28 protein-coding genes, 3 pseudogenes and 1 riboswitch are annotated in these 25,773 nt (G+C 55.0%); of the genes and pseudogenes, 25 read left to right on the forward strand and 6 right to left on the reverse strand.

Annotation, left to right across the window (positions count from 1 at the left end; genetic code table 11):
• The first annotated feature begins 44 nt into the window (after positions 1 to 44).
• From ET810_RS02215 to ET810_RS02240, 9 genes are all read left to right on the forward strand, one after another.
• A complete protein-coding gene (locus tag ET810_RS02215; protein WP_087454195.1) occupies positions 45 to 812 on the forward strand; it encodes a phage antirepressor in 768 nt (255 codons plus the stop codon).
• On the forward strand, positions 809 to 1,096 hold the full coding sequence (locus ET810_RS12350) for a DUF7768 domain-containing protein (protein WP_225870076.1): 288 nt from the start codon (positions 809 to 811) through the stop codon (positions 1,094 to 1,096). Before ET810_RS02215 ends, ET810_RS12350 begins: the two co-directional genes overlap by 4 nt.
• A complete protein-coding gene (locus ET810_RS12355; RefSeq protein WP_455709002.1) occupies positions 1,017 to 1,259 on the forward strand; it encodes a DUF7768 domain-containing protein in 243 nt (80 codons plus the stop codon). Before ET810_RS12350 ends, ET810_RS12355 begins: the two co-directional genes overlap by 80 nt.
• Complete coding sequence (locus tag ET810_RS02225; protein WP_225870078.1) at positions 1,256 to 3,034, forward strand: primase C-terminal domain-containing protein; 1,779 nt, start codon at positions 1,256 to 1,258, stop codon at positions 3,032 to 3,034. The genes ET810_RS12355 and ET810_RS02225 overlap by 4 nt, the downstream gene beginning before the upstream one ends.
• Positions 2,947 to 3,504 carry a phage/plasmid primase, P4 family gene (locus ET810_RS12360; protein ID WP_225870079.1) on the forward strand — a complete coding sequence of 186 codons (558 nt, stop codon included), beginning with the start codon at positions 2,947 to 2,949 and terminating at the stop codon, positions 3,502 to 3,504. The genes ET810_RS02225 and ET810_RS12360 overlap by 88 nt, the downstream gene beginning before the upstream one ends.
• Positions 3,505 to 3,659: 155 nt before the next feature.
• On the forward strand, positions 3,660 to 3,938 hold the full coding sequence (locus tag ET810_RS02230) for a VRR-NUC domain-containing protein (RefSeq protein WP_216605257.1): 279 nt from the start codon (positions 3,660 to 3,662) through the stop codon (positions 3,936 to 3,938).
• Complete coding sequence (locus tag ET810_RS13380; RefSeq protein ID WP_225870080.1) at positions 3,919 to 4,563, forward strand: SNF2-related protein; 645 nt, start codon at positions 3,919 to 3,921, stop codon at positions 4,561 to 4,563. Before ET810_RS02230 ends, ET810_RS13380 begins: the two co-directional genes overlap by 20 nt.
• Positions 4,553 to 5,284, forward strand: coding sequence for a DEAD/DEAH box helicase (locus ET810_RS13385; RefSeq protein ID WP_225870081.1), 732 nt, complete (start codon positions 4,553 to 4,555; stop codon positions 5,282 to 5,284). Before ET810_RS13380 ends, ET810_RS13385 begins: the two co-directional genes overlap by 11 nt.
• Positions 5,281 to 5,745 carry a hypothetical protein gene (locus ET810_RS02240; RefSeq protein ID WP_087454193.1) on the forward strand — a complete coding sequence of 155 codons (465 nt, stop codon included), beginning with the start codon at positions 5,281 to 5,283 and terminating at the stop codon, positions 5,743 to 5,745. Before ET810_RS13385 ends, ET810_RS02240 begins: the two co-directional genes overlap by 4 nt.
• Positions 5,746 to 5,875: 130 nt before the next feature.
• On the opposite strand, the gene ET810_RS13390 is transcribed toward ET810_RS02240, so the two are convergent.
• Positions 5,876 to 6,163 carry a hypothetical protein gene (locus tag ET810_RS13390; RefSeq protein WP_233426027.1) on the reverse strand — a complete coding sequence of 96 codons (288 nt, stop codon included), beginning with the start codon at positions 6,161 to 6,163 and terminating at the stop codon, positions 5,876 to 5,878.
• On the opposite strand from ET810_RS13390, the gene ET810_RS13395 reads away from it, so the two are divergent.
• Positions 6,146 to 6,277: an HNH endonuclease gene (locus ET810_RS13395; RefSeq protein WP_233426026.1), complete on the forward strand. Its 132-nt coding sequence runs from the start codon at positions 6,146 to 6,148 to the stop codon at positions 6,275 to 6,277. The genes ET810_RS13390 and ET810_RS13395 overlap by 18 nt on opposite strands.
• 199 nt (positions 6,278 to 6,476) lie before the next feature.
• Here the strand turns inward: ET810_RS13395 and ET810_RS02250 are convergent, their stop codons facing one another.
• Complete coding sequence (locus tag ET810_RS02250) at positions 6,477 to 7,301, reverse strand: abortive infection family protein (protein ID WP_087454192.1); 825 nt, start codon at positions 7,299 to 7,301, stop codon at positions 6,477 to 6,479.
• 168 nt (positions 7,302 to 7,469) lie between these two features.
• Here ET810_RS02250 and ET810_RS02255 point away from each other — a divergent pair, with 168 nt between their 5' ends.
• Together ET810_RS02255 and ET810_RS12385 are read left to right on the forward strand one after the other, a co-directional pair.
• Positions 7,470 to 7,919, forward strand: a complete 450-nt coding sequence (locus tag ET810_RS02255; protein WP_225870106.1) for a P27 family phage terminase small subunit — start codon at positions 7,470 to 7,472, stop codon at positions 7,917 to 7,919.
• A gap of 114 nt (positions 7,920 to 8,033) precedes the next feature.
• A pseudogene (locus ET810_RS12385) lies at positions 8,034 to 8,189 on the forward strand (S-adenosylmethionine synthetase N-terminal domain-containing protein); the annotation flags it as partial.
• A gap of 66 nt (positions 8,190 to 8,255) precedes the next feature.
• Here the strand turns inward: ET810_RS12385 and ET810_RS02265 are convergent.
• Positions 8,256 to 8,480, reverse strand: a pseudogene (locus ET810_RS02265) (phosphomethylpyrimidine synthase ThiC); the annotation flags it as partial.
• A riboswitch (TPP riboswitch) is annotated at positions 8,477 to 8,591 on the reverse strand. Its footprint overlaps the pseudogene before it by 4 nt.
• A 360-nt stretch (positions 8,592 to 8,951) precedes the next feature.
• On the opposite strand from ET810_RS02265, the gene ET810_RS02270 reads away from it, so the two are divergent.
• From ET810_RS02270 to ET810_RS02285, 4 genes and pseudogenes are all read left to right on the forward strand, one after another.
• On the forward strand, positions 8,952 to 9,353 hold the full coding sequence (locus tag ET810_RS02270; RefSeq protein WP_087454190.1) for a YraN family protein: 402 nt from the start codon (positions 8,952 to 8,954) through the stop codon (positions 9,351 to 9,353).
• Positions 9,340 to 10,867: pseudogene (locus tag ET810_RS02275) on the forward strand (YifB family Mg chelatase-like AAA ATPase); the annotation flags it as partial. The gene ET810_RS02270 and the pseudogene ET810_RS02275, both read left to right, overlap by 14 nt.
• 21 nt (positions 10,868 to 10,888) lie before the next feature.
• Positions 10,889 to 12,058, forward strand: coding sequence for a DNA-processing protein DprA (gene dprA, locus ET810_RS02280; protein WP_087454910.1), 1,170 nt, complete (start codon positions 10,889 to 10,891; stop codon positions 12,056 to 12,058).
• A gap of 298 nt (positions 12,059 to 12,356) precedes the next feature.
• Positions 12,357 to 13,238, forward strand: coding sequence for a tyrosine recombinase XerC (locus ET810_RS02285; protein WP_087454189.1), 882 nt, complete (start codon positions 12,357 to 12,359; stop codon positions 13,236 to 13,238).
• On the opposite strand, the gene ET810_RS02290 is transcribed toward ET810_RS02285, so the two are convergent.
• On the reverse strand, positions 13,221 to 13,778 hold the full coding sequence (locus ET810_RS02290) for a M23 family metallopeptidase (protein ID WP_087454188.1): 558 nt from the start codon (positions 13,776 to 13,778) through the stop codon (positions 13,221 to 13,223). The two genes, ET810_RS02285 and ET810_RS02290, sit on opposite strands and share 18 nt — an antisense overlap.
• 369 nt (positions 13,779 to 14,147) lie before the next feature.
• Here ET810_RS02290 and rpsB point away from each other — a divergent pair, with 369 nt between their 5' ends.
• The 5 genes from rpsB to ET810_RS02315 all read left to right on the forward strand — a co-directional run bounded on the left by rpsB (position 14,148) and on the right by ET810_RS02315 (position 19,004).
• Positions 14,148 to 14,978: a 30S ribosomal protein S2 gene (gene rpsB / locus ET810_RS02295; protein ID WP_087454187.1), complete on the forward strand. Its 831-nt coding sequence runs from the start codon at positions 14,148 to 14,150 to the stop codon at positions 14,976 to 14,978.
• A 297-nt stretch (positions 14,979 to 15,275) separates the two neighbouring features.
• Entirely contained in the window at positions 15,276 to 16,103 is an 828-nt protein-coding gene (gene tsf, locus ET810_RS02300; RefSeq protein ID WP_134315949.1) for a translation elongation factor Ts, read from the forward strand.
• 403 nt (positions 16,104 to 16,506) lie between these two features.
• Positions 16,507 to 17,238 (forward strand): UMP kinase, encoded by a 732-nt coding sequence (gene pyrH, locus ET810_RS02305; RefSeq protein ID WP_087454185.1) that lies wholly within the window; start codon positions 16,507 to 16,509, stop codon positions 17,236 to 17,238.
• Between the two features lie 132 nt (positions 17,239 to 17,370).
• Positions 17,371 to 17,928, forward strand: a complete 558-nt coding sequence (frr, locus tag ET810_RS02310) for a ribosome recycling factor (protein WP_087454184.1) — start codon at positions 17,371 to 17,373, stop codon at positions 17,926 to 17,928.
• 197 nt (positions 17,929 to 18,125) lie between these two features.
• Entirely contained in the window at positions 18,126 to 19,004 is an 879-nt protein-coding gene (locus tag ET810_RS02315; protein WP_087454183.1) for a phosphatidate cytidylyltransferase, read from the forward strand.
• Positions 19,005 to 19,064: 60 nt separating this feature from the next.
• Here the strand turns inward: ET810_RS02315 and ET810_RS02320 are convergent, their stop codons facing one another.
• Positions 19,065 to 19,490, reverse strand: a complete 426-nt coding sequence (locus ET810_RS02320; RefSeq protein ID WP_087454182.1) for a LapA family protein — start codon at positions 19,488 to 19,490, stop codon at positions 19,065 to 19,067.
• A gap of 313 nt (positions 19,491 to 19,803) precedes the next feature.
• Here ET810_RS02320 and rlmN point away from each other — a divergent pair, with 313 nt between their 5' ends.
• On the forward strand, positions 19,804 to 20,856 hold the full coding sequence (rlmN, locus tag ET810_RS02325) for a dual-specificity RNA methyltransferase RlmN (RefSeq protein WP_216605301.1): 1,053 nt from the start codon (positions 19,804 to 19,806) through the stop codon (positions 20,854 to 20,856).
• 115 nt (positions 20,857 to 20,971) lie between these two features.
• Here rlmN and ET810_RS02330 read toward each other — a convergent pair whose 3' ends face one another.
• Entirely contained in the window at positions 20,972 to 21,397 is a 426-nt protein-coding gene (locus ET810_RS02330) for a DUF2631 domain-containing protein (protein WP_087454180.1), read from the reverse strand.
• A gap of 572 nt (positions 21,398 to 21,969) precedes the next feature.
• Here ET810_RS02330 and dxr point away from each other — a divergent pair.
• The 3 genes from dxr to ispG all read left to right on the forward strand — a co-directional run bounded on the left by dxr (position 21,970) and on the right by ispG (position 25,738).
• Positions 21,970 to 23,136: a 1-deoxy-D-xylulose-5-phosphate reductoisomerase gene (gene dxr / locus ET810_RS02335; RefSeq protein ID WP_087454179.1), complete on the forward strand. Its 1,167-nt coding sequence runs from the start codon at positions 21,970 to 21,972 to the stop codon at positions 23,134 to 23,136.
• 54 nt (positions 23,137 to 23,190) lie between these two features.
• Positions 23,191 to 24,405, forward strand: coding sequence for a M50 family metallopeptidase (locus ET810_RS02340; protein WP_087454178.1), 1,215 nt, complete (start codon positions 23,191 to 23,193; stop codon positions 24,403 to 24,405).
• A gap of 157 nt (positions 24,406 to 24,562) precedes the next feature.
• Positions 24,563 to 25,738: a flavodoxin-dependent (E)-4-hydroxy-3-methylbut-2-enyl-diphosphate synthase gene (gene ispG / locus ET810_RS02345; RefSeq protein WP_087454177.1), complete on the forward strand. Its 1,176-nt coding sequence runs from the start codon at positions 24,563 to 24,565 to the stop codon at positions 25,736 to 25,738.
• Positions 25,739 to 25,773: the final 35 nt, after the last annotated feature.

Below are 25,773 nucleotides of genomic sequence, written 5' to 3' on the forward strand. Positions count from 1 at the left end.
TTGCTGGAATTCACGTCAATCCTGGCTCTTAGAAGGAGCCAGACATGGCTACTAGCGATCTTCAGGTATTCACCAACGATGCCTTTGGAACGATCCGAACTGTCGAGCATCAGGACAAGGTTTATTTCTGTGGCCGTGATGTGGTCACGGCGCTTGGATACACCAATACCAGCAAGGTGATTCAGGATCATTGCCGTGGGGTTCCGTTTCGTTACCCCATCGTCGACGCGCTCGGGCACACTCAAGAAGCCCGGTTCATCACCGAAGGTGACCGGTACCGGCTCATCTTCTCCTCCAAGCTCCCCGCAGCCCAGGACTTCGAAGCCTGGGTTGTCGACGAGGTCCTACCCACGATTCGCCGCCATGGCGTGTACGCCATCGACGAGCTCTTGGACGATGACGAGTTCCTCGAGCCCGCCATCATCCAGCTTCGCTCCGAGCGGGCCAAGCGGCTGGCAGCCGAGCAAGCCCTGCTTGAGGCCGCCCCGAAAGTCTCCTACTACGACGTGGTGCTCCAGTCGGATTCGCTGCTGACCATCACGGAGATCGCGAAAGACTATGGGTTGTCGGCAAAGAAGCTGAACTCGCTGCTGCACGACGCCGGGGTTCAGTTCAGGCAGTCCGGCCGCTGGTTCCTCTACGCCCGCTTCGCCGAGCAGGGCTACACGCAGTCCAAGACGCATGAGTACGACGAAGGCAAGACCCGCACGCACATGTACTGGACTCAGAAGGGTCGCTTGTTTATCTATGACTTGTTGAAGAACCAGTTCGGTCTGCTGCCGGTCATCGAGCAGGACGGCGGTGCAGCATGACCTCGACCGCTGTCAACATCGACCTGGGTTTCTCGCCCCACAACACGGAGGGCTACCCGGACCCCACCGCGTTCAAAGCGCTGAAGAATCTTCAACGCGCCGAGTACGGCTACCGGCCCTTGGTGTACATCTGCTCCCCGTACTCCGGAGACGTCGCGAGCAACGTGGAGTTGGCTCGAGCCTCGAGCATTGTGTGCTCACGCGGTGTTACGGCACAAGATTCCGCTCGCGCCACACCTGTTGTTCCCGCAGTTCATGGACGACGCCGACGCGAGCGAGCGTGAGCTGGCGATGTTCTTCAACCGGATTCTTTTGACCAAGTGCGAGGCGATCTGGGTCTACACCGGCCGCGTCTCGGCAGGGATGCGTGCCGAGATCGAATGGGCCCACCACCTCGAGATGCCGATCACCTATTTCGACGCTGACTTTGAGGAGGTCACCCTATGAAGGCGATGACGATGTTCACCGCGCAGGTGGCAGGCCAAGAAAACAACGCCCACTACCCAAATTCGCACACTGTGACCACGGCAGCCGACCTCGAAGCGGTCGCCAGGTTGGATCATGTGGTTGCCGAGTACGTGGGTGGCAGGCGCTCGGTTGGCAGTTTCGTGACCTCGAACTGCCTGGTCATGGACGTCGACAACTCCCACACCGACGAGCAGGCCGAATGGGTCACCCCAGCATCGCTGGCTAAGCGGCTGGCGAGTGTGGCGTTGATGACCGCCACCAGCAGGAACCACCAGAGAGCGAAAGGTGCCCAGTCGGCAAGACCCCGCTTCCACGTCTACTTTCCAATTGACCCCGTGGCTGATGCTGAGGCCTATGCAGGGCTCAAGAAGCAGCTTGCTTCCAGGTTTGAGTTCTTCGACCCCAACGCGATCGACGCTGGACGCTTCATCTACGGCCACAATGCTCCGCAGATCACCGTGGTCGAGGGCGAACGCACCATCGACGCCTGGCTTGCCGACGCGGTGGATGAGGACTTGTTCGCCCAGTGGGATGACGCCACCCAGGCCATCGAGGAAGGTTCGCGTAATGCGACCCTGTCGAGGTTTGCTGGCAGGCTGCTGATTCGCCTCGGCACGACCGATGAGGCACGCGCCTTGTTTGACCGCAAGGCCGCCCGCTGTAACCCGCCGCTGCCCGAAGCGGAGGTGGAGTCGATCTGGCGGTCGGCCACCCGGTTCGCCAAGACGGTCGAGAACCAGCCCGGGTATGTGCCACCAGAGGATTTTGAGGCGAGCCTGGATTCGGTACGCCCCGCCGATTACAGCGACGTCGGGCAAGCCCAAGCCTTAACCAAGGCTTACCCGGACTCGCTGCGCTACTCGGAGGCCACCGACTGGCTCGTCTACTTTCGTAGTGTCTGGTACGAATCGGCCCCTGCAGCCCAGGCTGTCGCCCAGGAGCTCACCGAGCGCCAACTGGCCGAAGCCCACGAGCTGCTCGAAGAAGCCAAAGACCAGCTCGCCGCCACGGGGGCTGCCATGTTGTTGGCGTCGATGTCGAAGGCGAAAGCCCAGGCCATGTTCAACGCCGCCCAACAGGAGGCGTTCGCCGCCTTCGAGGACGCGAAAACCTATGCGGCCTACGCGCTCAAGCGCCGGGAATCGCGCGGGATCACCAACTGCCTGAAAGAGGCCCGCCCCATGCTGCTGACCACCCCCGAGCAGTTGGATGCAGACCCGTATCTGCTCAACACCCCATCAGGTACCTACGATCTGCGCCACGGGGCTCGCTCGCGCCGTGACCATGACCCGGCGGATCTGGTGACCAAGCAGACCAGCCTCGACCCAGGCACCGACGGCGCGCACCTGTGGCAAGAAGCCCTCGAGGTGTTCTTCCAAGGCGACGCTGAGCTCATCGCCTACGTGCAACGCATCGTCGGCCTGGCTGCGATCGGGCAAGTCATGGTCGAAGCCCTCGTCATCGCCTACGGGGATGGCCGCAACGGCAAATCCACTTTCTGGAACACCATCGCCCGCGTGCTCGGTACCTACGCAGGCAACATGAGCGCCGATGTGCTCACCATCGGTGGGATGCGCAACGTCAAACCTGAGCTGGCAGAGGCCAAGGGCAAGCGCCTCATCATCTCCGCCGAATCCGAAGAAGGCGTGCGCATGTCCCCACCTCCGTGGTCAAACAACTCGCCTCCACCGACCAGATCTACGCAGAGAAGAAATACAAGGCCCCCTTCGCCTTCACCCCCTCCCACACCTTGATCCTTTACACCAACCACCTGCCCAGGGTGGGGGCGATGGATGCAGGGATTTGGCGCAGGCTCATCGTCATCCCCTTCGAAGCCAAGATCGAAGGCAACAGCGACATCAAGAACTACGCCGACCATCTCTACAAGCAGGCAGGTGGCGCAATCCTGACCTGGATCATAGAGGGCGCCCGCCTCATCCACGCCGAGGATTACCACCTCATCGCCCCGGCACGAGTTGTGGAGGCATCAGCGGCGTATCGGGAAGAGAACAACTGGTTCGCCCAGTTCCTCGACGCCCACTGCGACGTCGACCCTGGGCTGTCGGAACGGGCCGGGGACTTGTACCAGACCTATCGGGCGTGGGCGATGTCGACCTCCGGGTGGGGGCGCGCCCCATGGTCGATTTCAACGCCACCGTCGAACACCACGGCTTCACACGTAAAAAGACGATGCACGGCATGTTCGTCCGCGGTTTGGCCTTGAAGAACGAGTTCGACAACTAAGCCAGACGGGCCTTATGACGACCTATGACGACCCATATGTGAGTTTGCTATAGGGCATAAAACATAGCCCTTAGGAAAAGTTCATATCGCATCGTCATAGGTCGTCATGGGCCTCTCACAAGAGAGGACACAACCATGAACGAGCAAGCAATCGAACAACACTTGAAGCAAGCCGTTGAGGCGATTGGTGGCCTGTGCTGGAAATTCACCTCACCGAGCACCGCAGGGGTTCCAGACCGCATCTGCATCCATCGCGGACGCGTCATCTTCGTCGAGCTCAAAGCACCCGGACGCCTCCCTCGCCCCATCCAACGCCGCCGCATCCAGCAACTCAAGGATCACGGCGTTGATGCGGTCGTCGTCGACAGCATCGACGCAATCCAGGAGGTGGCTGATGCACTACAAGCCGCATGACTACCAACGACATGCCACCAGGTTTGTCGAAGACCACCCGCAGGCCGCGATCCTTCTCGGGATGGGTCTGGGCAAGACGGTGATCACCTTGACGGCCATCTGGAATCTGCTGCTGGACTCCTTCCATGCCCGCCGGGTCCTTATCGTGGCACCCCTGCGGGTCGCCCGCGACACCTGGCCTGCCGAGGTCACCAAGTGGGACCACCTGGCAGGGCTCACCGTCGCAGTCGCCGTCGGGTCCAAGGCCCAGCGGGTGGAAGCGCTTGCCGCCGAGGCCATGGTGACCGTCATCAACCGTGAGAACGTGCCCTGGCTGGTGCGCCACCTCGGCAAAGCCTGGCCGTTCGACATGGTCGTCATCGACGAGCTGAGCTCGTTTAAGAACCATCGGGCGCAGCGGTTCAAAGCTCTGGCGGCCGTGCGGCCACTGGTCACCCGGATCGTGGGGCTGACCGGCACGCCCGGATCCAACGGACTGATGGATCTGTGGGCGCAGTTCCGTCTGCTGGATGAAGGCCAGCGCCTCGGACGGTTCATCACCCACTACCGCAACCGCTGGTTCGTGCCTGACAAGCGAAACGGCCAGCAGATCTTCACCTACAAGCCCGCACCCGGTGGGTGCTGAGGACGAGATCTACGAGGCGATCAGTGACATCACGCTGTCGATGCGCACCACCGATTACCTGCGTCTGCCTGAGCTGACTGTCACCACGAAGCTCGTCGATCTCGAACCCAAGGAGCGCAAAGCCTACGAGCGGTTGCGAGATGAGATGGTGCTCGACCTCAACGGGCAGGTCATCGACGCCGCGAACGTCGCAGCCCTCTCAGGCAAGCTGCTGCAGCTGGCCTCCGGTGCGATCTACGACGAGGACGGCCAGCCGCTGGTGGTGCACGACCGCAAACTCGACGCGCTCGAAGACCTCGTGGAGGCGGCCAACGGCCAGCCGCTGCTCGTGGCGTACTGGTTCAAACACGACCGTGAGCGGATCACCGAACGGTTCCCGCAGGCCCGCGAGCTGAAAACCAGCGCCGACATCACTCAGTGGAACCAGGGAGGGATTCCGTTGGCGCTGATCCACCCAGCCTCAGCCGGGCACGGGCTCAACCTCCAGCAAAGCGGCAACCTCCTGGTCTGGTTCTCCCTGACCTGGAGCCTGGAGCTCTACCAGCAGACCAACGCGAGGCTCTACCGGCAGGGACAGCACCAGCCGGTGACGATCACCCACCTCGCCGCAGACCACACCCTCGATGAGGCGGTACTGGTCGCGCTGGACAACAAAGACACGACACAGGCTGCGTGGATTAATGCGGTCGCCGACACTCTGGGAAAGCAGGCACACTCATGAACGACCACCCCATCTGGGACTACTTCGACTACCGCAAAGCCGCCATCGGCGTCCTCCAGGACTACGCAACCCAAGCTGTCATTCTCCAGCAAGGCGACGGGTACGCCGACGAGCTCAAAGCCTCACTGACCTCAGTCGGAACACCCCGATTCGACGGGCTCCCACGGGGCAACAACCCGCAGGCCGGTGAAGCGAGAGTCTGTTCGATCCTCGACAACCTCGACGCGATCAAAGCCCGCAACCTCAAAGCGCAGGCCTACATGGATTGGTTCAACCCGGCCTGGGAAAGCCTCAGCGACGATGACCGGCTGGTCCTCGAGGTCTTCTTTCTCGACTACCTCTCCGCTGAGGACGCCGCCGTCAAAGTTGCCGAGCACTTCTACGTCGAACGCAAGACGGCCTTCGCCAAGAAGCAGCGCGCCCTTGCCCGCTTTGCGCGTCTCTTGTTCGGCAGAGACTGAGCATTGGCGCGCATGAGTGTCGCAAACAGGGGATGACTTTCAGGGTGTGACTGTCGCATGCTGTAAGTGGTTGAAAAGTAGGTCCCGACCCCCAGACGCATCCCCGCGGTCCGTCTGGGGGTCGTTGCCATTAGCGACGAGGGCGGTGAGACGGATACCGAGGAAACCCAAGCGCCCGTGCTCCCAGCCCGGCTGCCCGCAGTTGACCGACACGAGGTTCTGCCCCGAGCACGCTCGCGCCGAGGACACCCGCTACCGCAAGTACCAGCGCGAGCCGAAGATCAACCGTCGCTACGACCACCGGTGGCGAAAGATCCGCGCGGCCTACGTCGAAGCCCACCCGCTGTGCGAGGACTGCCTGGCCCGTGGCCGGTACACGCCGGTCGCTGAGGTCCACCACGTGATCCCACTCGAACATGGCGGCACCCACGACGAGTCGAACCTGCGCTCGTTGTGCAAGCCGTGCCACTCGCACCAGTCCGCGCTCGATGGTGACCGGTGGCGGCAAGCCCCTCGGGTCTACAGCTACTAAAAGGCGCTGTGTGCCCGCCTGTCGCGGCCTACCTGCCGACCCTCACCTGTGCCGACCTCGACCCCGTTCGCCCACCACGTGGCGACGTGGTGCGTTTGCCGAGGGGGGGCGAGCGGATCTCCACAGCTGGCGCGCTCCTCAGCGGGCGGGGCCAACCGTGCGCAAAGTTTCCGAATCAAACAGGGTATTGCCGATGCTGTTATTTTCTCCACGGGGCTGCCGGGTCAGTAAAGGTAGAAAGAACCAGGTCGCACCACAGTACCGCGGCGTGAATCGCCAGACGTGCATGACGTGGCCCGAGTCCGCGCCTCGCGGTTGGCTGCCCGTGCCCGGTTCCGTAGCCAGCATTGCGGAATTCTGCGAGTCCTAGGGCGACTGATTTGGCGCCTCCAAGTATCCGCTTGAGGGATGTCGCAGAGTCCACGTCGGCGTTGCTGCTGGGATCGAGACCGAGTTTGGTGTGCACGGTGTTGATGAGTGTCTTTGAATCGAAATTAACTCCCAGCTCCTGGAGTAGGACTTTGGCTGTTGATTCCATCAGCTCTTTGGCTGCCCCGATAGAGGCTGCAGGATCATCGGTGAGCGTCTGCAGCCTTGTGATTCCTTCTTCAATCCCGCTGATGTCGCTGATAGTTGTCATGGACTCGACTAGCGCCGCAGCTGAAGGCAGCAAGGCAGAGATGGAGCCTGTCTCATCGACAATCCACCCATCTTCTCGCATGTATTTCACGAAAGGGGCCCAGTCGCTCGGCTGGGTGCCGGGCGTATGACAGGGCGCGATGGGCTCTAGGACGACTTCCATCGCTCGAATCAATCTTGGATACACCAACGGATCATCAAAAACGATGGCAGATAGGTACTGTTCGGTCCGCACCCGCCGTTCACTTGAGTCCTCGTAGCCATTTAGTGGATCAGCGGTAAAACCTTCATCTTCGAAAGCCGTCTCTATCGAACGAATCGGTATCTGAGTAGTCAGCTGTCGAAACGCGCTGAGCGTGCGGCGAGAAAACTTTTGGCTACTCATGACCACTACTCTACGAAAACCTGAACGAAGAGGTTTGTATGGCCAAAGACGGCACCAACCGTGGCGGACGCAGGGTGCGCGCCGGGGCAAAACCCGAGGCGCTGAACGACAAGCTCGCAGCCGGTCGGCCAGCCACACGACTGACAACCCCAACAGAACTAACTGGATGTGTTCGACCTGGATGGCACCGATATTGGTGACGGTGCGCTGCTCGCTGGTGAGCCGATGCCCGAACCCGGCGAATACCTGTCCGCCGAGCAGCGTGATGGCAAACCGCTCGGCGCTGACCTGGTCTACCGAGAGACCTGGAACTGGCTGGATGCGCGGGGCTGTACCGAGTTCGTCTCCAAACGCCTCATCGAGCAGTACGCGCAGGCATTCGCCCGCTACATCCAGTGCGGGCAGGCGATTTCCAAGTTCGGTCTGCTCGGCAAACACCCCACCACGGGAGCTGCGATCACCAGCCCGTTCGTGGCCATGTCGCAGTCGTTCGGCAAGCAGGCCAACGTGTACTGGTACGAGATCTTCGACATCGTGCGCGCGACCTGCACCTCCGACTACTCCGGCACCACGCCGGGCGATGAGGTCATGGAGCAGCTGCTCAAAGCCTCCTCCTAACGCCTCTGGCCCTACGTACTTCGTTTCCTGCCTGCCCGATACCGGGCGTGCTTTGTTGTTGTTCGCTTTTGTGAAAGGAGCCCTCGCGTGTCTGTAGTGCGAAGTGCTGAATCTGTGTGTATCGGCCACCCCGACAAACTGTGCGATCTGATTGCAGACCACATCCTCGATGACATCCTTACCTGCGACCCGGCGGCACGCGTGGCCGTTGAGGTCATGGCGAGTGGCAGGCGCATCATCGTCACCGGCGAGATCACCACTTCCGTCCGGCCGCAGCTGCGTGCCTGCGCGCGGGAGGCGCTGCGTCGGGCGGGGTACAACCCGAACAGGTTCTTGATACTTTTGTGTGTCTCCCCGCTGTTCAATCCACTCTTCACGCAGAGCTGGAAGCCCCTTCACCGGGTCGCATTCTGGACCGCGTGTGCGGTAGACGGGGAAAGGTTCATTGGGGCCGCTGGGGGAATCGTCTAATGCGATTTCAGTTTCAGGAACAGCTAGGCCATTGCGGAGAATGGGGGAGTAAGAGTGCTTGAAATGGTTTTCTTCAGGGGTAACCGACATTGGCTATATCTCGCTTCCTACGCTGGTGCTAACCAGACAGGTTCGAACGGTGCGAACACGGTGACAGTGTTCTTCTCAGCCCGATTCCATCGGGCACCCGTGGGGATAGATGTATGAGTCAGCATAACTATGTTCGGCTTATGCGCGGAACAAATATGGAAAACTTCACTATTCAGGGGGTGCGTAATAGTACGCATCAGGTTAAGTACTGGTTGCTGTGGCGTAGATTTTGGCGTTATGTCATGAAGTTCGCTGGGGGGCTAAGCATAAAAATGGAAAGACCACAAGAGCGCGTGACTGTTGTGATGAACATGTGGATAGCGTGCGTAAGTAACTAGAACTTATCCACATACCAAGAGCTTTTATCCGGTAGCTACTGAAAAACACGGATTTTATCGCATGATCAACTGCACAACCGAGGCAGCTTAAAGCCTTGATCGACAGTGCAGCCTAAGAAAATAGGGAATAAAGATGAAAGCCACTTCTAGTCATGCGCCTACCCACGGACAGCATCCACAGCATCTTGTACTGGGGAAGGAAGGCGAAAAGATTGCCGCTCAGTGGTACCAAGCCAAGGGCTACGCGGTAGTGGAACGTAATGCACTATTTCCAATAGGAGAACTTGATTTGGTGCTTGAGGCTCCGGACGGATGCCTTGTGTTTGTTGAGGTAAAAACTCGTTCCACACCGCTTTATGGGGTAGGGGAGGCTATTACAGCTAAGAAACTCAGAAAAATGCGCAAGGCGGCGTATCTATGGCTACAGGATAAAAGATGGTTAGACATTCGATTCGATGCGATTGTTGTCTGTATAGCCAGAGACTCTTCTGTGCAGATTACCTGTTATGAAGGGATCGATCGTGGCGCTTGCTAGAACTCTTTCCGCAGCGATCGCGGGAGTAACAGGTTACGTTGTGACCGTAGAAGTAAACATAGGCCCAGGGCTTCCCGGCACATATGTGGTAGGGCTTGCGGATGCTGCGATTGCTGAAGCACGAGATCGTATGAAGACAGCCGTGCAGAATTCAGGGTTGGCATGGCCTAAAAAAAGTGATCGTTAGTTTGTCTCCGGCTTCGTTGCGAAAGTCTGGTTCACAGGTCGATTTAGCTATGTGCATGGGGATCCTGTGCGCTGCAGATACGCGGTTGCCAGCGTTGCGACGACTTGAGTCCACGATGCTCCTTGGAGAAGTAGCATTAGATGGCGGTATCAGGGCTGTCCCCGGTGTAGTCCCAGCGCTGATCGCTGCGCGTGACCAGGGGATTAAAACAGCTGTTATACCAGTTGGAAACGCTGAAGAAGCGAAAGTGATAACGAGCATCTCAGATATCAAAGTCTTGGTTGCTCCTACTATTTCCGCAGTTCTTGAATGGCTAAGAGGCGCGGATAATCTGCAGTGTCAGTAGGGGAGAATAGCGCTCATGGGGAAAAGAACGGGTACTCGATTGGAAACGGAAAAGATTTAGCAGATGTGGTTGGGCAACCTGAGGCTAAGCGTGCTGCGGAGATAGCTGCAGCGGGTGGACATAATTTGTTTATGATCGGCCCATCTGGGAGTGGAAAATCGATGATAGCGGAGCGAATTCCCACGATTCTCCCTCCACTCAATTCTGAAGAATTGTTAGAAGCGATGGCTGTGCATTCAGTCGTTGGAAAAACATTTCGGAGTCTTGCCACACATGCTCCTTTTGTTGCTCCGCACCACTCTGTGAGCCGGGCTGCTCTTTTAGGCGGTGGTGCAGGGAATGCGCGACCTGGGGCTGTGAGTCTTGCTCACACAGGCGTTCTTTTTCTTGATGAGGTAAGCGAAATTCCCGCCCGCATATTGGATTGTCTCCGTACCCCTATGGAGGAAGGATGTGTGCGACTTTGTGCGAGCGCAACAAGAAATACGCTTTCCAGCGAGATTTCAGCTTGTTGTGGCGGCGAATCCGTGCCGCTGTGCAGTTGAAGATCCTGTTCAATGCAGGTGCCCCTCTACAGTACGGAGAAACTACCTGAGCAACGTATCAGGTCCGTTGCGCGACCGGATCGATATTATTGTCCGAACTCAATCAAAGGGACCGTTGTTGTCTGCTGGATATGAGGAATCAAGTTCCACGATTGCACAGCGGGTGTCGGAGGCTAGAGAACGCGCGAGGTTTCGTTGGCAAAAAGCAGGGTACGGTGTTCAAACAAATGCGGCGATGAATCCGCACGTGTTGCGTCGAGAATTTCCGGCAGATTCTGCGGGAATGGCGCTCCTTACGGCTTACCTTGGCGACGGAAGTATAAGCCATCGAGGTGCGGATAGAGCTTTAAAAATGGCGTGGACGCTCAGTGATTTAGATGGTGCAGCTATTCCTGACCTGGGGCACGTAGCACAAGCACTGGAGCTACGCGATGATCAATCATTGGGGGGCATTGGTATGAACGACCGTTTGAAAGCATGGGCGTATTTATCGCGAGTATTTGAAGGGCAGAACCGAGAACTTCAGCGGTTGTTACGGAAAGGGATTGACCCAGAGCGAATAGCCCACGCAGTAAAAAACCGTGAAACTTGGCTTGGCGCGGCACTCTTGAGATCAACACAGGCTCGCTGCCACTGCGATAACGCGCAAGAGGATCTGAATCGGATTTCAGATCTTGGTGGTCGGCTTATCACTGCAGAGGATGATGAATGGCCCCGCCATCTTTTTGATAGTGCATTTAGCTTTGCCGAATCTGGAAAGAGTGACCACAACCGTTCATATCAAGAGGATGCGGTGATGCCGCATGCGTTGTGGGTTTTAGGAAGAAACGTATCGGAATGCACGCAGCAGTCAGTTTCGGTGGTGGGAACGCGCGCAGTGAGTACATACGGAAGGGAAGCAACGAAGCTCCTGGTGGCTGGTTTGGTAGATCATCAGTATTCGATTGTCTCCGGTGGTGCCTTGGGCATAGATACGCAAGCGCATACAGAAGCGCTTAATAGATCTGGAACTACAATCGTGGTAGCGGCTAGAGGGCTGGACAAAGCATACCCATCGAGCAACGCCGGCTTGTTCCGTGCCGTTATGCAAAAAGGATGCATGGTGAGCGAATATGCGCCAGGTCTGTCTCCGCACCGCCATCGCTTTCTTACTCGTAATAGATTGGTAGCTGCTTTATCTCTGGGGACAGTTGCAGTAGAAGCTGCGTGGCGATCAGGTGCATTAAATACGCTGAGCTGGGCAAGCGCTCTAGGGCGCGTGGCTATGGCTGTGCCGGGTCCAATTACTACCGTTGGCTCTCTTGGGTGCCATGAACGGATACGAAACCATGAGGCGGAACTAGTCTGCAGTGCAGATGAGATCCGGGCCTTGATTTCTAAAATTGGCGAGGTCGACGTTAATGAGCAATACGAGATATCGTTCGCCCCTAATGCTGTGCAGAAGTTGACCCGGAACGAACTCCGAATTTATGACTCTCTAGGTTTAGAAGCTGAGGTAACAGAGATTATTGCTAGGCGTGCCGGTGTTTCTATCGGCTTAGCCGTCCACTTATTACTTGAGCTATCAAGCAAAGGGATGGTGCAAAGAGAAGGCGCCGGTTGGCAACGCAACGCGCAGTTTTCTTAATGGTAGATAGACCATCGCCGTGAATAATTATCAATCTTTTTATTGCGAAGGGGTTGCATATTTTGTACCCACAGCTTAAAGTTAGTCAGGCAAGCCTAATTTAATCTCTGATCGGGTTCGGGCTGGTTCTTGATCGGAGATGCCGAGGCTGAAGGCTTTTTAGTGATCGTGATGCGGTCTTTTAACGCCAGACGTCTTCGCGCTATGGTTATGCACTATGGGTGAGTCAGATTCAAGAGCGGAGCTACCGGAAACGGTGGTCTCCGCTCTTGTCTATGTGGGGAGAGGCTAGGGCGCAATGGTCCAGATGGTAGCTCTGATAGACGACTTTATTGAGCACTTGGAACTTGTATCGGGTAGGTCTCCCGCCACTCTTAAAGGCTATCGCAGTGACCTTAATACTTTTGCTGGCCAGAAACCTGAGCTGAAAGATTTTACCCTGGACAACTTGCGGGGCTGGCTGGGGGAGGCGGTGGCAGAAGGAAAATCGCGTGCCACCCTTGCGCGCCGGGTGGCGGCTGCTAGATCGATGAGCTCGTGGTTGCTTAAGCAGGGATATATTGAGACTGATGTGGCTGCTCGGCTGGTCGCGCCAAAGGTGGGGCGGCATCTACCTAAAGTGTTAGCCGCGGGGCAAGCGGAGTCGGTGGTTGAACATCCGGCGTCGAAAAGCGAAGCGGAATTTGCGCGAGATCGAGCTGTCCTTGAGCTGTTGTATGCAACCGGGATTCGGGTATCGGAGTTATGCGGTATCAACCTTGAAGATATTGACTGGCATCGAAAAACGATAAAAGTCCTGGGTAAGGGAGATAAGCAACGAGTCGTTCCCTTTGGGCAGGCCGCGCACGACGCACTGGCTCATTGGCTGGAAATCGGGCGGCCGATAATGTGCAAGGATACGGTTGAAGCAGCGCTGTTCCTGGGGGTTCGAGGTGGGCGGTTGGATCCGCGCCAGGTTCGGAGGCTTGTCGACGCGGCGGGTAAGGAGGCCGGAATCGCAGGCCTGGGGCCTCACTCGGTGCGTCATACTGCCGCCACTCACATGCTTGACGGTGGTGCCGACCTGCGAATCGTTCAAGAACTGCTTGGTCATTCGTCGTTGAACACTACGCAAATTTATACCCATGTGAGCTCCCAGCGTCTCAAAGAAGCATTTAAACAATCACATCCGCGGGCATGAGATTGGGTTAGCCCGAGAGAGGTTTGAGCCCCGGATGGTGGGGGCGTCGAGAAGCGATAGGGGGTTCACGTAGTCGTAGTGGCCGGTGAAAGCGCCCCAGTGGAGTCCGGGATCGCCATTAGTGCTGGGGGCCAGTTGCCCAATCACGTCTCCTACCTGGACTGAGTCGCCTTTTCTTAGGACGGTGAATACCGGCTGATACGTGGTTCGTATTCCGTCGGGATGATCGATAGATAGTGTGGGGGTTCCGGCTACGGCTCCGGAGAATGCGACTATTCCGGTTTCGGCGGCAAGTACGTTTGCGCCTACAGCTAAGTCGAGGTCTACGCCGCGATGGCCGGGCAGCCAGTTATATTCGGGTTTTTTAAAGCCCTTGAGGACTTTTTGCGCAGATCTGTTTCCGGAAGCAGGGTCTATGTAGCCGTATGCGGCGGGAGAGGTGGAGAAGACTGCAGTAAAGATGAAGGCAAGAATGACTAGTTTTGGTGGAAAGAGTTTTATCTTTTCTGGCAAGGGGGTTCTCAAATGAAAAAGCGTCATGGATCTGATATTTTTCGGTGCTGCTTTGAAAAGGGAATAGGAAAAGTATGAGCTGTGGAATCTGGGACGAAAAGAACTTTTTGTTACTTATGGGGTCGTGGGGGTTATTGCATGTGTGGATAGGTGGAATATCTATTTTGTTTCCGGGAAAGAGTCGGTCTAGACTAGCTCGCTAGCAGTGTGTCCTGAGTTTGGCATGCTGACTACGCGCAGTTCTGGCGTCACTTTGCGGTGGCAGCGAAACAACGTGGTCCCGTACTTCTTGCCTTAAAGAAGCTATGGGTGTTGATTTTCGTTTCAGTTCTGCTAGGACACGGGGAGAACCCGTGAAAATATGACAACCACAATTTTTAGAGAAAGGAAGCGCTCATGGCAGTTGTAACCATGCGAGAGCTTCTCGATGCTGGTGTTCACTTCGGTCACCAGACCCGTCGTTGGAACCCGAAGATGCGTCGTTTCATCTTCACCGACCGTAACGGCATCTACATCATTGACTTGCAGCAGACCCTGACCTTCATCAACGAGGCTTACGAGTTTGTTAAAGAGACCGTTGCTCACGGTGGCACCATCCTTTACGTTGGCACCAAGAAGCAGGCTCAGGAGTCTGTGAAGAACGAAGCTGAGCGCGTTGGTATGCCTTACGTGAACCACCGTTGGCTCGGCGGTATGCTGACCAACTTCCAGACCGTCTCCAAGCGTCTGCACCGCATGAAGGAACTGCAGGCTATGGACGCTGCAGAGAACGGTTATGATGGCCGTACCAAGAAGGAAATTCTCATGCTTACCCGCGAGCGCACCAAGCTTGAGCGCGTTCTTGGTGGTATTGCAGACATGAACAAGACTCCTTCTGCAATGTGGGTTATTGACACCAACAAGGAGCACATCGCTGTTTCTGAGGCTCACAAGCTGAACATCCCTGTTGTCGCAATCCTTGACACCAACTGCGATCCAGATGTTGTTAACTTCCCGGTCCCAGGTAACGATGACGCTATCCGCTCCATCGACGTCCTTACCCGTGTTATCTCCAGCGCTGTTATTGAAGGCAAGAAGGCTCGTGAAGAGCGCGCTCTTGCTGCAGCAAAGGAAGCTGCCGGTGACGCAAACAAGACTGAGGTTGCCGCAAAAGTAGAAGCAACTGAAGAAGTTGCAGCAAAGGTTGAGGCACCTGCAGAGGTCGCAGCTGAGGCTGAGGCTAAGTAAAACTTCTTTTGCTCCCGCTGCTTTGGCAGTGGGTAGCATAAGCTAGGAGCCCCCAGCTCCAGAGCGAGGAAGCCAAAATAATTGAAGTTGGCTTTTGATGCTCGGGGTGGGGGCTCCTTGTGGTTTTATCTTTCCTTAATCTGCGAAGCATTTTTGGGAAAGAGCCACTGAGACTTGAGACCTTAGGGTCATTGTGATGAATAGTGTGACATCTTTCTGCACAAAGCGCGAGAGTCAGATACGCTAAACATCGAAAATCTTCAGAATTTTTCCTACATGAGGAGGATCGCCCCGATAATGGCGAACTACACTGCTGCAGACGTAAAGAAGCTCCGCGAGATCACCGGTTCCGGCATGCTTGACTGCAAGAAGGCTTTGGAAGAGACCAACGGCGATTTTGATAAGGCTGTTGAGGTTCTTCGTATTAAGGGAGCTAAGGACGTCGGAAAGCGTGCTGAGCGCAACGCTACCGAGGGCCTGATTGCTGTTTCCGGCAACACCATGGTCGAGATCAACTCTGAGACCGACTTTGTTGCTAAGAACGCTGAGTTCAAGGAGTTCGCTCAGAAGGTTGCAGATGCTGCTGCCGCTGTGAAGGCTAACTCTGCTGAAGATCTTGCTGCTGCTGACGTTGACGGAAAGCCTGCTGCTGACGCTATTCAGGAGCTCTCCGCAAAGATCGGTGAGAAGCTGGAACTTCGTCGCGCAGCGACCTTGGAAGCTGAGAACCTCTCTGTTTACTTGCACCAGCGTTCTGCTGACCTTCCCCCAGCTGTGGGCGTTATGGTTGCGTACACCGGTGAAGGAGATGCTGCTAAGCAGGCTGCACATGCTGCAGCTATGCAGGTTGCTGCTCTCAAGGCTGCATACCTGACCCGTGAGGACGTTCCTGCTGAGGTCGTGGAGAAGGAGCGCTCCATTGCTGAGCAGATCACTCGTGAAGAAGGAAAGCCTGAGCAGGCTATCCCGAAGATCGTCGAGGGTCGTCTCAACGGCTTCTACAAGGATGTCTGTCTCGTAGAGCAGGCTTCCGTTGCAGATAGCAAGAAGACTGTTAAGCAGGTCATGGATGAGGCTGGCGTTACCCTGACCGGTTTCGTTCGTTACGAGGTTGGCCAGCACTAATTGGCCACTAGGCTTTGCCTAGTTTGTGGGAAGGTTCCCCCTAGGCGAACTATTTTGGAGTCAGACTGAGCGATCAGATCTGGACTTAGGAATAGCTCGCAAGGGGAGCCTTTTTGCTTTTTAATGAGAACCTACGCAGCTGTGCTACAGATACAAGTCCTATTCGGAGTGGGATGCGCTGTCGAAAGATATATGCGAGTAGAATCCTTTTCGATTCGTATTCTGTTGCCTTGCGCCCTGGATAATGGGGTTGGAGCAGAGCGGGCTTTATATAGTGCTGGGCGGTTTATTGCGCCCTAATAACCTATGTAAACGTCTTGAAATGCGAACTATCGTGCCAAAAAGAGAGCAAAATATGGCTCGGGCTACGTCAAGTGCCTGAGAGTCGGAGAGGTTTACTGCAATGGCTGAAGGTGCCACCAACTCGCGGACCGGATACAAACGAGTGATGCTGAAGCTTGGCGGTGAAATGTTCGGCGGTGGTTCCGTTGGCATTGATCCCGACGTTGTACAAAATGTTGCTCGTCAGATCGCTAGTGTTGCTCGGAATGGTGCAGAAATAGCTGTTGTTATTGGTGGCGGAAACTTCTTCCGTGGTGCACAGCTTCAGCAGCGTGGGCTAGATCGTAACCGTTCCGACTACATGGGAATGCTCGGAACTGTCATGAACTGCCTGGCTTTGCAAGATTTCCTTGAGCAAGAGGGCATCGACTGCCGTGTGCAGACTGCCATCAACATGGCTCAGGTAGCTGAGCCGTACCTGCCTCTTCGCGCTAAGCGCCATCTGGAAAAAGGCCGTGTGGTTATTTTCGGGGCAGGAATGGGTATGCCGTACTTCTCTACAGACACGACGGCAGCGCAACGCGCCCTGGAGATCGATTGTGAAGTGCTTCTCATGGCAAAGGCTGTGGATGGCGTGTACAGCGATGATCCTCGCACTAATCCAGAAGCAGAGCTATTCAGCGACATCACTCCTCGTGAAGTAATTGAAAAAGGTCTGAAGGTCGCAGATGCGACAGCCTTCAGCCTGTGCATGGACAATGATATGCCGATTTTGGTGTTTAATCTTCTTACAGAAGGCAATATCGCGCGTGCGGTGGCGGGGGACCAAATCGGAACCTTGGTCAAGTCCTGATAGATTAAGTACCTATTGAACTACCGAGTTTTTCCGAAATAGAAATACTCGTGGAAATGGGCGTCTGCGTTGACGTTTTATAACGCATGTGACGCTCCATGACACGTGGTCTTTTAAAAAGAGGGATTTTTTATGATCGACGATATTTTGCTCGAATCTGAAGAGCACATGGGCACAACAGTCGAAAGGACGAGGGACGACCTCGTTAACATTCGTACTGGACGCGCAAATCCAGCAATGTTCAACGGAGTCATCGCCGATTACTACGGCGTTCCTACGCCCATCACGCAAATGGCAACAATTTCTGTGCCTGAAGCTCGTATGCTTTTGATCAAGCCTTATGAGATGTCGATGATGGGCGAAATCGAAAACGCTATTCGGAATTCAGATCTCGGTGTAAACCCTACAAATAACGGACAGGTTTTGCACGTCACCGTTCCTCAGCTCACCGAGGAACGTCGTAAAGAGATGGTGAAAGTTGCCAAGTCTAAGGGTGAAGACGGAAAGATTGCGATCCGTAACGTCCGCCGCAAAGGCATGGATCAGCTAAAAAAGATCCAGAAGGATGGCGACGCCGGTGAAGACGAAGTTCAGGCAGCAGAAAAAGAACTAGACAAGATCACCGCCAAGTACGTGGCTCAGGTTGATGAGGTTGTTTCTAAAAAAGAAGCAGAGTTAATGGAGGTCTAGGACTCCACTAGGACTCCTCAGCCCACGGCGTGATGCGGATATTAATGTTACGCCGAGGAAAATCCTTATGCAGAGGGCATTCGCTATATGCGTGTGCCCTCCGTGTCTTGTTGACTTTAAGGATTGAAACCTTACATTGAGCGATAAGCATATGATGCTTATGCTTTACCAATTCACTCCCTCGGAGGACCTGCCACATGAATGATGCCGTTAAAGGATTTGAGCATCTTCCAAAGCCTAAAAATTCTGCTGGGCGAGATCTCAAAGCTGCCATTAGCATTGGCGTGGGTCTGGGGGGATTGGTTTTATTAACCATCTTTGTCATCCCAGATGCGTGGTATCCATTAGTTGCAGTTGCTATAGCTCTTGCTACTGCTGAGGTACACGCAAGGCTGAGCGAAGCAGGTTACTTAGTACAGCGGTGGGTGCTCATTATCGGTGGCCAGGTCATGCTGTGGCTCAGCTGGCCCTTTGGCACGCGAGGTCTTGTAGCTGGTTTTGTGGCCGCTGTTTTGGTCACCATGTTTAGCAGACTTTTCCACCATGGTGCGCACATGCCGCCGAAAAACTATTTGCGAGATACCGCGATGGCGATTTTTGTGCTGACGTGGGTTCCGCTTTTTGGCAGTTTTGCGGCTATGCTATCGCAGTTTCAAAATGACGTAGCCCCTGGAGCATATTTCATCGTAACCTTCATGCTGTGTGTGGTTGCGTCTGATGTCGGTGGTTATGTGGCTGGAGTGATGTTCGGATCCCACCCGATGGCTCCCGCAGTGAGTCCAAAGAAATCATGGGAAGGTTTCGCAGGCTCAGTTATCTTTGGGATGACCGTTGGCGTGCTGAGCGTCCATTTCCTGCTGGATTACACCTGGTGGTGGGGCCTGATTCTGGGGTTTGGACTGGTTATTTGTGCAACCTTGGGCGATCTGGTGGAGTCGCAGTTCAAACGAGAACTTGGCATCAAGGACATGTCCTCTATGCTTCCAGGCCATGGCGGCCTTATGGACAGGCTTGACGGAATGTTACCTTCTGCGATGGGCACATGGCTGGTTTTGAGTTTTATTTCTTCCGTTTAGGTTGATGTGCTTTAAAAAGAAAGATGGGGCGCTGCTGAGCAGCGCCCCATCTTTTTGAGACTATTGATGCTTGGTGATCTGGCGTCGCAGCTGGAACATACGTACTCCGCCGACGAGAGCCATGATCAACGCTCCCGTAATGGAGGCTAGGAGAAAACCAACTCCTACTGGCACGGAAAACTCCCACACAAACATGTGAAGAACCACTTTTTCCTGATTCTGCAAAATAAAGATAAGCAGAAGGATCAGCAATAAAGCGCCGATGATGAGGGCAATCCAGGTGCCTCCAGCAAACGTCTTTTTTACTGTTTGTTTGTTGGCAGGCGCGGAAGAATTCCCGATGGGATCTTGCGTCGTGACGCTTAGTTCTGTGGAGGGGAGTGCTTCATTGGATTCGTTGTGAGAACCTGAGGGAACAGAGGGGAGTGGCAGATCAGAGCCGGGCTCAGGTGAAGAAGAATCACGGAAGGCATCTTTGTTACGCATGCTTCCTATTCAACGTGATGGGCGTCCTAATATCCAATGAGAGGCGGTAACAATGCGGATACAATTTTCTTGGTAGCAGGCTGCAGAGGTATCGCAGAAGTCTCAAGGAGGCACCATTAGCATTGTTTGTTGCGATGCCGTTCCATATTTTAAGGCGTGACGTGACATGATAGTACTGATGACTACGCCCACTGACCCCACTCAGCCTGTTGAAAGTCCTGTAGCTGTACCTGAAGCACCTGCACCAAACGCCTCGGGTAACCGACGTGCCTCGACGCCGGTAAAGTTGAATTTTTCCCAGCCGTGCCGGAGCATGCCGCCGAAGCATTTCGCGGACTATTCGGTGGAAGAACGAATCAGCGCGTTGAGCGAATTGGGGCTTCCTAAGTTCCGAGCAAACCAGATTGCTCGGCATTATTATGGTCGCCTTGAAGCAGATCCTCGCACGATGACTGATTTGCCTGCTGCTGTACGCGAAAAAGTACAAGAGAAGTTGTTCCCAGCCCTTATGACACCAATTCGTGCCATTGAAACGGATGCTGGTGAGACTCAGAAGACGTTGTGGAAACTGCACGACGGTACTTTGCTTGAATCGGTCTTGATGCGTTACCCGAACCGTGCGACGTTGTGTATTTCTTCTCAAGCAGGGTGCGGCATGGCATGTCCGTTCTGCGCTACCGGACAAGGTGGATTGGATCGTAACCTATCCACGGCAGAGATCGTGGACCAAGTGCGTGCGGCATCGGCGATGATGAACGCGGAAGGTGGCCGGTTATCCAATATCGTTTTTATGGGCATGGGCGAGCCGTTGGCTAACTATAAGCGCGTAGTATCTGCAGTCCGCCAGATTACCTCTCCTATTCCGGAGGGCTTTGGTATCTCGCAGCGTAACGTGACTGTTTCTACAGTGGGGTTGGCTCCAGCGATAAGAAAACTTACCGAGGAAGATCTATCAGTTACCCTCGCTGTTTCCCTGCACACCCCAGACGATGAACTACGGGATACTTTGGTTCCTACCAACAATCGTTGGGAAGTTGCAGAGGTACTGGATGCCGCACGGTATTATGCCGATCGCTCGGGTCGGCGCGTATCTATCGAATACGCTCTTATTCGTGATGTCAACGACCAACCATGGCGTGCAGACATGCTTGGAAAGAAGTTGCACAAAGCTCTAGGCTCGCTTGTCCACGTAAATCTCATCCCGTTGAACCCCACGCCTGGTTCTGAGTGGGATGCGTCGCCGAAGGATCGGCAAGATGAGTTTGTTCGACGCGTCATCGCTCAGGGAGTACCGTGCACTGTTCGAGACACCCGCGGACAAGAGATCGCTGCGGCATGTGGCCAATTAGCAGCAGAAGAACGTTGATGCGCTAAAAACCAGCGGCCAAGGGAGGGGCCGTCGATAAGCGTTCTTCCCTGGACATAAAACAAAGCGATCCTACCTTGTATATCTAAGGCAGGATCGCTTTGTTAGTGATCTTTTAAGCTTCTGGGATGGAGCGCAGGTGGCGAACACGCTCAGGCTCAATGTTGAGGGCGCGCAGCTGGGAGTCGCTGAGCTTTGCGTACTCGCCGGTGCAGGTTGCCTGCTCGTAGGTCCAGTCCTTTTCCTTATAGCCGAGGGGCTGGTTGTGCGCGGTAAGGGTGCGCACCTGTGTGCCTTGAGGCTTAACCAGCAAGTAGATCAGGCCGGCCGCAATCAAAACTGCGAATGTAAACAAGAAGATGGTTTCTACGTGGCTCTGGTGATTACCAAAGTTGTAGCCGAGGAGGAAGATTACTGAAATCCAACCCGAAATCTGGATTGCTCGCATTCCGATGCTGTGCCAACCCCAAGCAGCAGAAGGCTCGTCCAAAGTGGACACGCCATGATGAATCTCAGGGGCGATTTCGTGGGAACCAGCCACGTTGTTCTCCTTGTCTCAAAGCACTGCGTCATCTCGACAAGCTCTGTTGAGCTTAAGTGGGTGTTGCAGAGTGGGTACGCGTAAAGATTTACCGCTTATTTTTGCATATTCCACTGGCTAAAGCGATTTTTGCCGGAGGGTTGTGAAGACGAAGAAGCGGCAGAGAAACGGCGTACAAAGCCTGTAGTAAGACATGACCGGGGCACTAGGCATCGTGCGATGATTATTTTAGATAATTCTTCGTCCAAAAGTTGGCTCCCATTAGGGGGTGGTGTGATGAAAATATTGATGCTCACAATCCCGCGTTTTTTGGTGTCTGTACCACTGATTTTGGTGGCAAAGACCGGAATGGGGCGATGGTTTTGTGTCGTTTACAGCCCGCGGAGAAGATGAAACGGATTACAGGTCGGAACTTTAATGTCTCTGGGGGGGCTCGGCGACAGACTTAGAGACAAGCTCCCAACAAGTCCCTCGCGTAGGAGGGATGGGGCTGTGTAGGAGCGATGATGCAGAAAAGACTGTAAATGAACAGGGGATAAACGCGGATCGCAAAATGCTGCGATAATAGCGGAGTGAGCAAGCGAATTTTAATCCTAGGCAGCACTGGTTCTATCGGCACTCAAGCCCTCGAAGTTATTCAGGCGAATCCGGAGAGGTTTCACGTCGTTGGAATTGCGGCAGGGGGGCGTGATCCGCATGCAGTGATAGAGCAGGCATGGATGTTACACCTTCCGGCTCATGCTGTTGCTGTTGCTGATCCGCAGGCGGCGCACGCTATCTCCGTTGCGCTTGGCGGCCAGGTGCTGAGCGGGGACGATGCAGCCACCCGGCTTGTTCAAAGCATTGAAGCCGATACCGTTTTGAATGGCTTGGTGGGGTCGTTAGGACTTTCAGCCACGTTAGCTACCATCGAGAGCGGGGAAATCCTTGCGTTAGCTAATAAAGAGTCGTTGGTGGCTGGCGGAAGATTCGTTACTAATAAGGCGCGTGCAGGACAAATTATCCCTGTGGATTCCGAGCACTCAGCGATGGCGCAGTGTTTGCGTTCTGGTACGCGCTCCGAGGTTGCACGGTTTGTCCTGACGGCTTCAGGTGGACCGTTTCGGGGTTGGACTAGGCAGCAGATGTGGGACGTGACTCCGCAACAAGCTGCAGCACACCCCACATGGTCGATGGGGCAAATGAATACGCTGAACTCGGCGACCTTGATAAATAAAGGGTTGGAATTAATAGAGGCAACATTGCTTTTCGACGTCCCCGCGGATCGCATTGACGTCACGGTGCATCCACAGTCAATCGTGCATTCCATGATTACTTTTTCAGATGGTGCGACTATCGCCCAAGCATCCCCGCCCTCCATGAAGCTACCAATTTCTCATGCCCTGGATTGGCCTGCGCGCGTTCCCGGCGCGCAGCCGAGCCTTGATTTTTCTTCTGCAAGTTCTTGGGATTTCATGCCGGTGGACGATCACGCTTTTCCTGCTATTCGCCTCGCGCGTGAAGTCGCACTGGCTGGGGGAACCTATCCGGCGGTGTATAACGCTGCTAATGAAGAAGCCGCTGCGGCTTTCCTTGCAGGAAGGATTCGTTTCCCTCATATTGTGGATACCGTTGAAGAAATCGTTCAGCATGCATCCGATTTCGCAGGTGAACCACATTCTGTAGATGAGATTTTGGAGCATGAAAAAGAAGCCCGACGCCGCGCAAACCTATTTGTGGATAAACTAGCTCAGAAATAGTTGAGATTACTCGTTGCTATACTCAGCTTTTCTTCAAATAAGGAGTTTTAGTTAGTGCTGTCTTATTTTATTGGTGTTGCCGCGTTTGCTGTTGGTATTGCCGTCACCATCGCGTTGCATGAGTGGGGGCATTACACTGCGGCACGAGCGTGTGGGATGCGGGTTCGCCGTTACTTTATTGGCTTTGGTCCCACGGTTTTCTCCTTCAAGCGGGGTCACACGGAGTACGGTTTTAAAGCTGTGCCCTTGGGTGGATTCTGTGATATCGCAGGGATGACCAACCAAGATCAGGTAACACCAGAAGAAGCACCGCACTCAATGATGCATAAGCCATGGTGGCAACGCATAATAGTGTTGCTCGGCGGCATTTTGATGAATATTTTGGTGGCTTTGATTGTCCTCTACGGGGTGGCGATTACTGCGGGGTTGCCCAATAATCATGTGGACACCACTGCCACGGTGGGAGAGACCTCGTGTGTAGCCCCTAAGCAGATTGATGCTGCAACTTTGGCTCCTTGCAGCGGCGCAGGACCGGCGGCAGAAGCTGGTTTGAAACAAGGCGACAGGATCGTCGCCATTGATGGACAAGCTATGCGCTCATTTGTCACGGTCAGAGAGTATGTCCGCGATAAAGCGGGAAAGACCATAGCCGTTACCGTGGATCGCGATGGATCGCAGCTCACGCTTAACGTTCCGGTGGCAAGCGCTTTGCGGTTAAACGCCAAGGGCGAAGAAGTCTCAGTCGGCGCGATCGGCGTATCTAGTGCGCCATTGAAAGACGTTATTCTTCATTACAACGCAGTCTCGGCCGTGGGCGGAACATTGAGTTATGCCGGTGACATGCTCGGGGCCACGTTCAAGGGACTTGCGTCATTCCCCGCGAAGATACCCGGTGTGGCGGCTTCAATCCTTGGGGGACAGCGCGACCAAGAGAGCCCAGTCAGCGTTGTGGGTGCCTCGCGCATTGGCGGTGAATTAGCGCAAAAGTCCCTGTGGAGCATGTTCTTTTTGCTGCTGGCCAGCCTGAATCTTTTCCTCGCTCTGTTCAACCTGATCCCGCTTCCGCCGCTTGATGGTGGACACATTGCGGTTGTGATCTATGAGAAGCTTCGCGACGCCCTCCGCAAGGCACGCGGCCTAGAACCCGCAGGACCCGCCGATTACACCAAGCTCATGCCGCTGACTGTTGGTGTTGCGGCACTCCTTATGGGAGTGGGAGCGCTGGTTATCATCGCCGATGTGGTCAACCCGATCAAACTATTCGGGTAATAACAGCCAGGCCGGCTTCGGCTGAAAACGATCTGCGTGGAGCCGGTCTGGTAGCGCTTATACACCGCGATGAGCGCGTGCGGTGCTAGAATTTGGATTCGTCTGATTTATCCCATTGTGATGGGTGTAGCCCATTTCTGTACAAGGAGCATGCTTAGTGTCAACCACCACTGGACAACCGATTGGTCTTGGCCTTCCGGATGCGCCGCCACCGGTATTGGCTCCACGTCGTAAGACACGCCAGATCATGGTTGGAAACGTAGGGGTCGGTTCTGACTACCCGGTGTCTGTTCAATCGATGACAACGACTAAAACGCATGACATTAATGCGACGCTTCAACAAATCGCGCAGCTGACAGCCAGCGGCTGCGACATTATCCGCGTGGCGTGTCCTAAGACTGTCGATGCTGAGGCGCTGCCGATCATTGCTAAAAAGTCTCCCATTCCTGTGATCGCGGATATTCATTTCCAGCCGAAGTACATCTTTGCTGCTATCGACGCTGGATGCGCTGCAGTGCGTGTGAATCCAGGAAACATCAAAGAATTTGATGGACGGGTAAAAGAAGTAGCTAAGGCCGCCGGCGATGCGGGAATCCCCCTCCGCATCGGTGTTAACGCTGGTTCCTTGGACAAACGTCTCTTGGAAAAGTATGGCAAAGCTACCCCGGAAGCACTCGTAGAATCCGCGCTGTGGGAAGCCGGGTTGTTTGAGGACTGCGGATTCGGTGACATCGCCATTTCCGTAAAGCACAATGATCCTGTGGTGATGGTTGAGGCTTATCGTCAGCTGGCTGCTCAGAGCGATTACCCGCTGCATCTTGGTGTCACAGAGGCTGGCCCTGCTTTCCAAGGCACAATTAAGTCTTCTGTGGCTTTTGGTGCACTCCTCTCGGAGGGCATTGGCGACACTATCCGGGTTTCTTTGTCTGCAGATCCGGTGGAAGAAATTAAGGTGGGCGATCAGATTTTGCAGTCGCTCAACCTGCGCGAGCGTGGCCTGGAAATCGTTTCATGCCCCTCCTGCGGACGCGCACAAGTTGACGTGTACACCTTGGCAGAGGAAGTCACAGCAGCATTGGACGGAATGGACATTCCGCTACGCGTTGCCGTAATGGGATGCGTGGTAAACGGCCCAGGAGAGGCTCGCGATGCGGACTTGGGGGTTGCCTCCGGCAATGGCAAGGGCCAGATCTTTGTTCGCGGCGAGGTCATCAAGACTGTCCCCGAATCACAGATCGTGGAGACTTTGATTGAAGAAGCAATGCGTTTGGCAGAAGCTGAAGGGCTAGAAATCAAAGAAGGTGCTGGCCCGCAGGTGAAAGTAACCCGCTAAAAACGACAAAACTCCCCGTAGTTCTATGCCTGACA

The organism is Corynebacterium silvaticum, assembly GCF_004382825.2.
Taxonomy (GTDB): domain Bacteria; phylum Actinomycetota; class Actinomycetes; order Mycobacteriales; family Mycobacteriaceae; genus Corynebacterium; species Corynebacterium silvaticum.

Excerpts from the sequence above, each read along its gene's own strand:
- ET810_RS02215 (WP_087454195.1), top strand. The coding sequence starts at position 45 with ATGGCTACTAGCGATCTTCAGGTATTCACCAACGATGCCTTTGGAACG.
- ET810_RS12350 (WP_225870076.1), top strand. The coding sequence starts at position 809 with ATGACCTCGACCGCTGTCAACATCGACCTGGGTTTCTCGCCCCACAAC.
- ET810_RS02225 (WP_225870078.1), top strand. The coding sequence starts at position 1,256 with ATGAAGGCGATGACGATGTTCACCGCGCAGGTGGCAGGCCAAGAAAAC.
- ET810_RS02230 (WP_216605257.1), top strand. The coding sequence starts at position 3,660 with ATGAACGAGCAAGCAATCGAACAACACTTGAAGCAAGCCGTTGAGGCG.
- ET810_RS13380 (WP_225870080.1), top strand. The coding sequence starts at position 3,919 with ATGCACTACAAGCCGCATGACTACCAACGACATGCCACCAGGTTTGTC.
- ET810_RS02240 (WP_087454193.1), top strand. The coding sequence starts at position 5,281 with ATGAACGACCACCCCATCTGGGACTACTTCGACTACCGCAAAGCCGCC.
- ET810_RS13390 (WP_233426027.1), bottom strand. The coding sequence starts at position 6,163 with ATGTTCGAGTGGGATCACGTGGTGGACCTCAGCGACCGGCGTGTACCG.
- ET810_RS02250 (WP_087454192.1), bottom strand. The coding sequence starts at position 7,301 with ATGAGTAGCCAAAAGTTTTCTCGCCGCACGCTCAGCGCGTTTCGACAG.
- ET810_RS02270 (WP_087454190.1), top strand. The coding sequence starts at position 8,952 with ATGAAAGCCACTTCTAGTCATGCGCCTACCCACGGACAGCATCCACAG.
- dprA (WP_087454910.1), top strand. The coding sequence starts at position 10,889 with ATGAACGACCGTTTGAAAGCATGGGCGTATTTATCGCGAGTATTTGAA.
- ET810_RS02285 (WP_087454189.1), top strand. The coding sequence starts at position 12,357 with ATGGTCCAGATGGTAGCTCTGATAGACGACTTTATTGAGCACTTGGAA.
- ET810_RS02290 (WP_087454188.1), bottom strand. The coding sequence starts at position 13,778 with ATGACGCTTTTTCATTTGAGAACCCCCTTGCCAGAAAAGATAAAACTC.
- rpsB (WP_087454187.1), top strand. The coding sequence starts at position 14,148 with ATGGCAGTTGTAACCATGCGAGAGCTTCTCGATGCTGGTGTTCACTTC.
- tsf (WP_134315949.1), top strand. The coding sequence starts at position 15,276 with ATGGCGAACTACACTGCTGCAGACGTAAAGAAGCTCCGCGAGATCACC.
- pyrH (WP_087454185.1), top strand. The coding sequence starts at position 16,507 with ATGGCTGAAGGTGCCACCAACTCGCGGACCGGATACAAACGAGTGATG.
- frr (WP_087454184.1), top strand. The coding sequence starts at position 17,371 with ATGATCGACGATATTTTGCTCGAATCTGAAGAGCACATGGGCACAACA.
- ET810_RS02315 (WP_087454183.1), top strand. The coding sequence starts at position 18,126 with ATGAATGATGCCGTTAAAGGATTTGAGCATCTTCCAAAGCCTAAAAAT.
- ET810_RS02320 (WP_087454182.1), bottom strand. The coding sequence starts at position 19,490 with ATGCGTAACAAAGATGCCTTCCGTGATTCTTCTTCACCTGAGCCCGGC.
- rlmN (WP_216605301.1), top strand. The coding sequence starts at position 19,804 with ATGCCGCCGAAGCATTTCGCGGACTATTCGGTGGAAGAACGAATCAGC.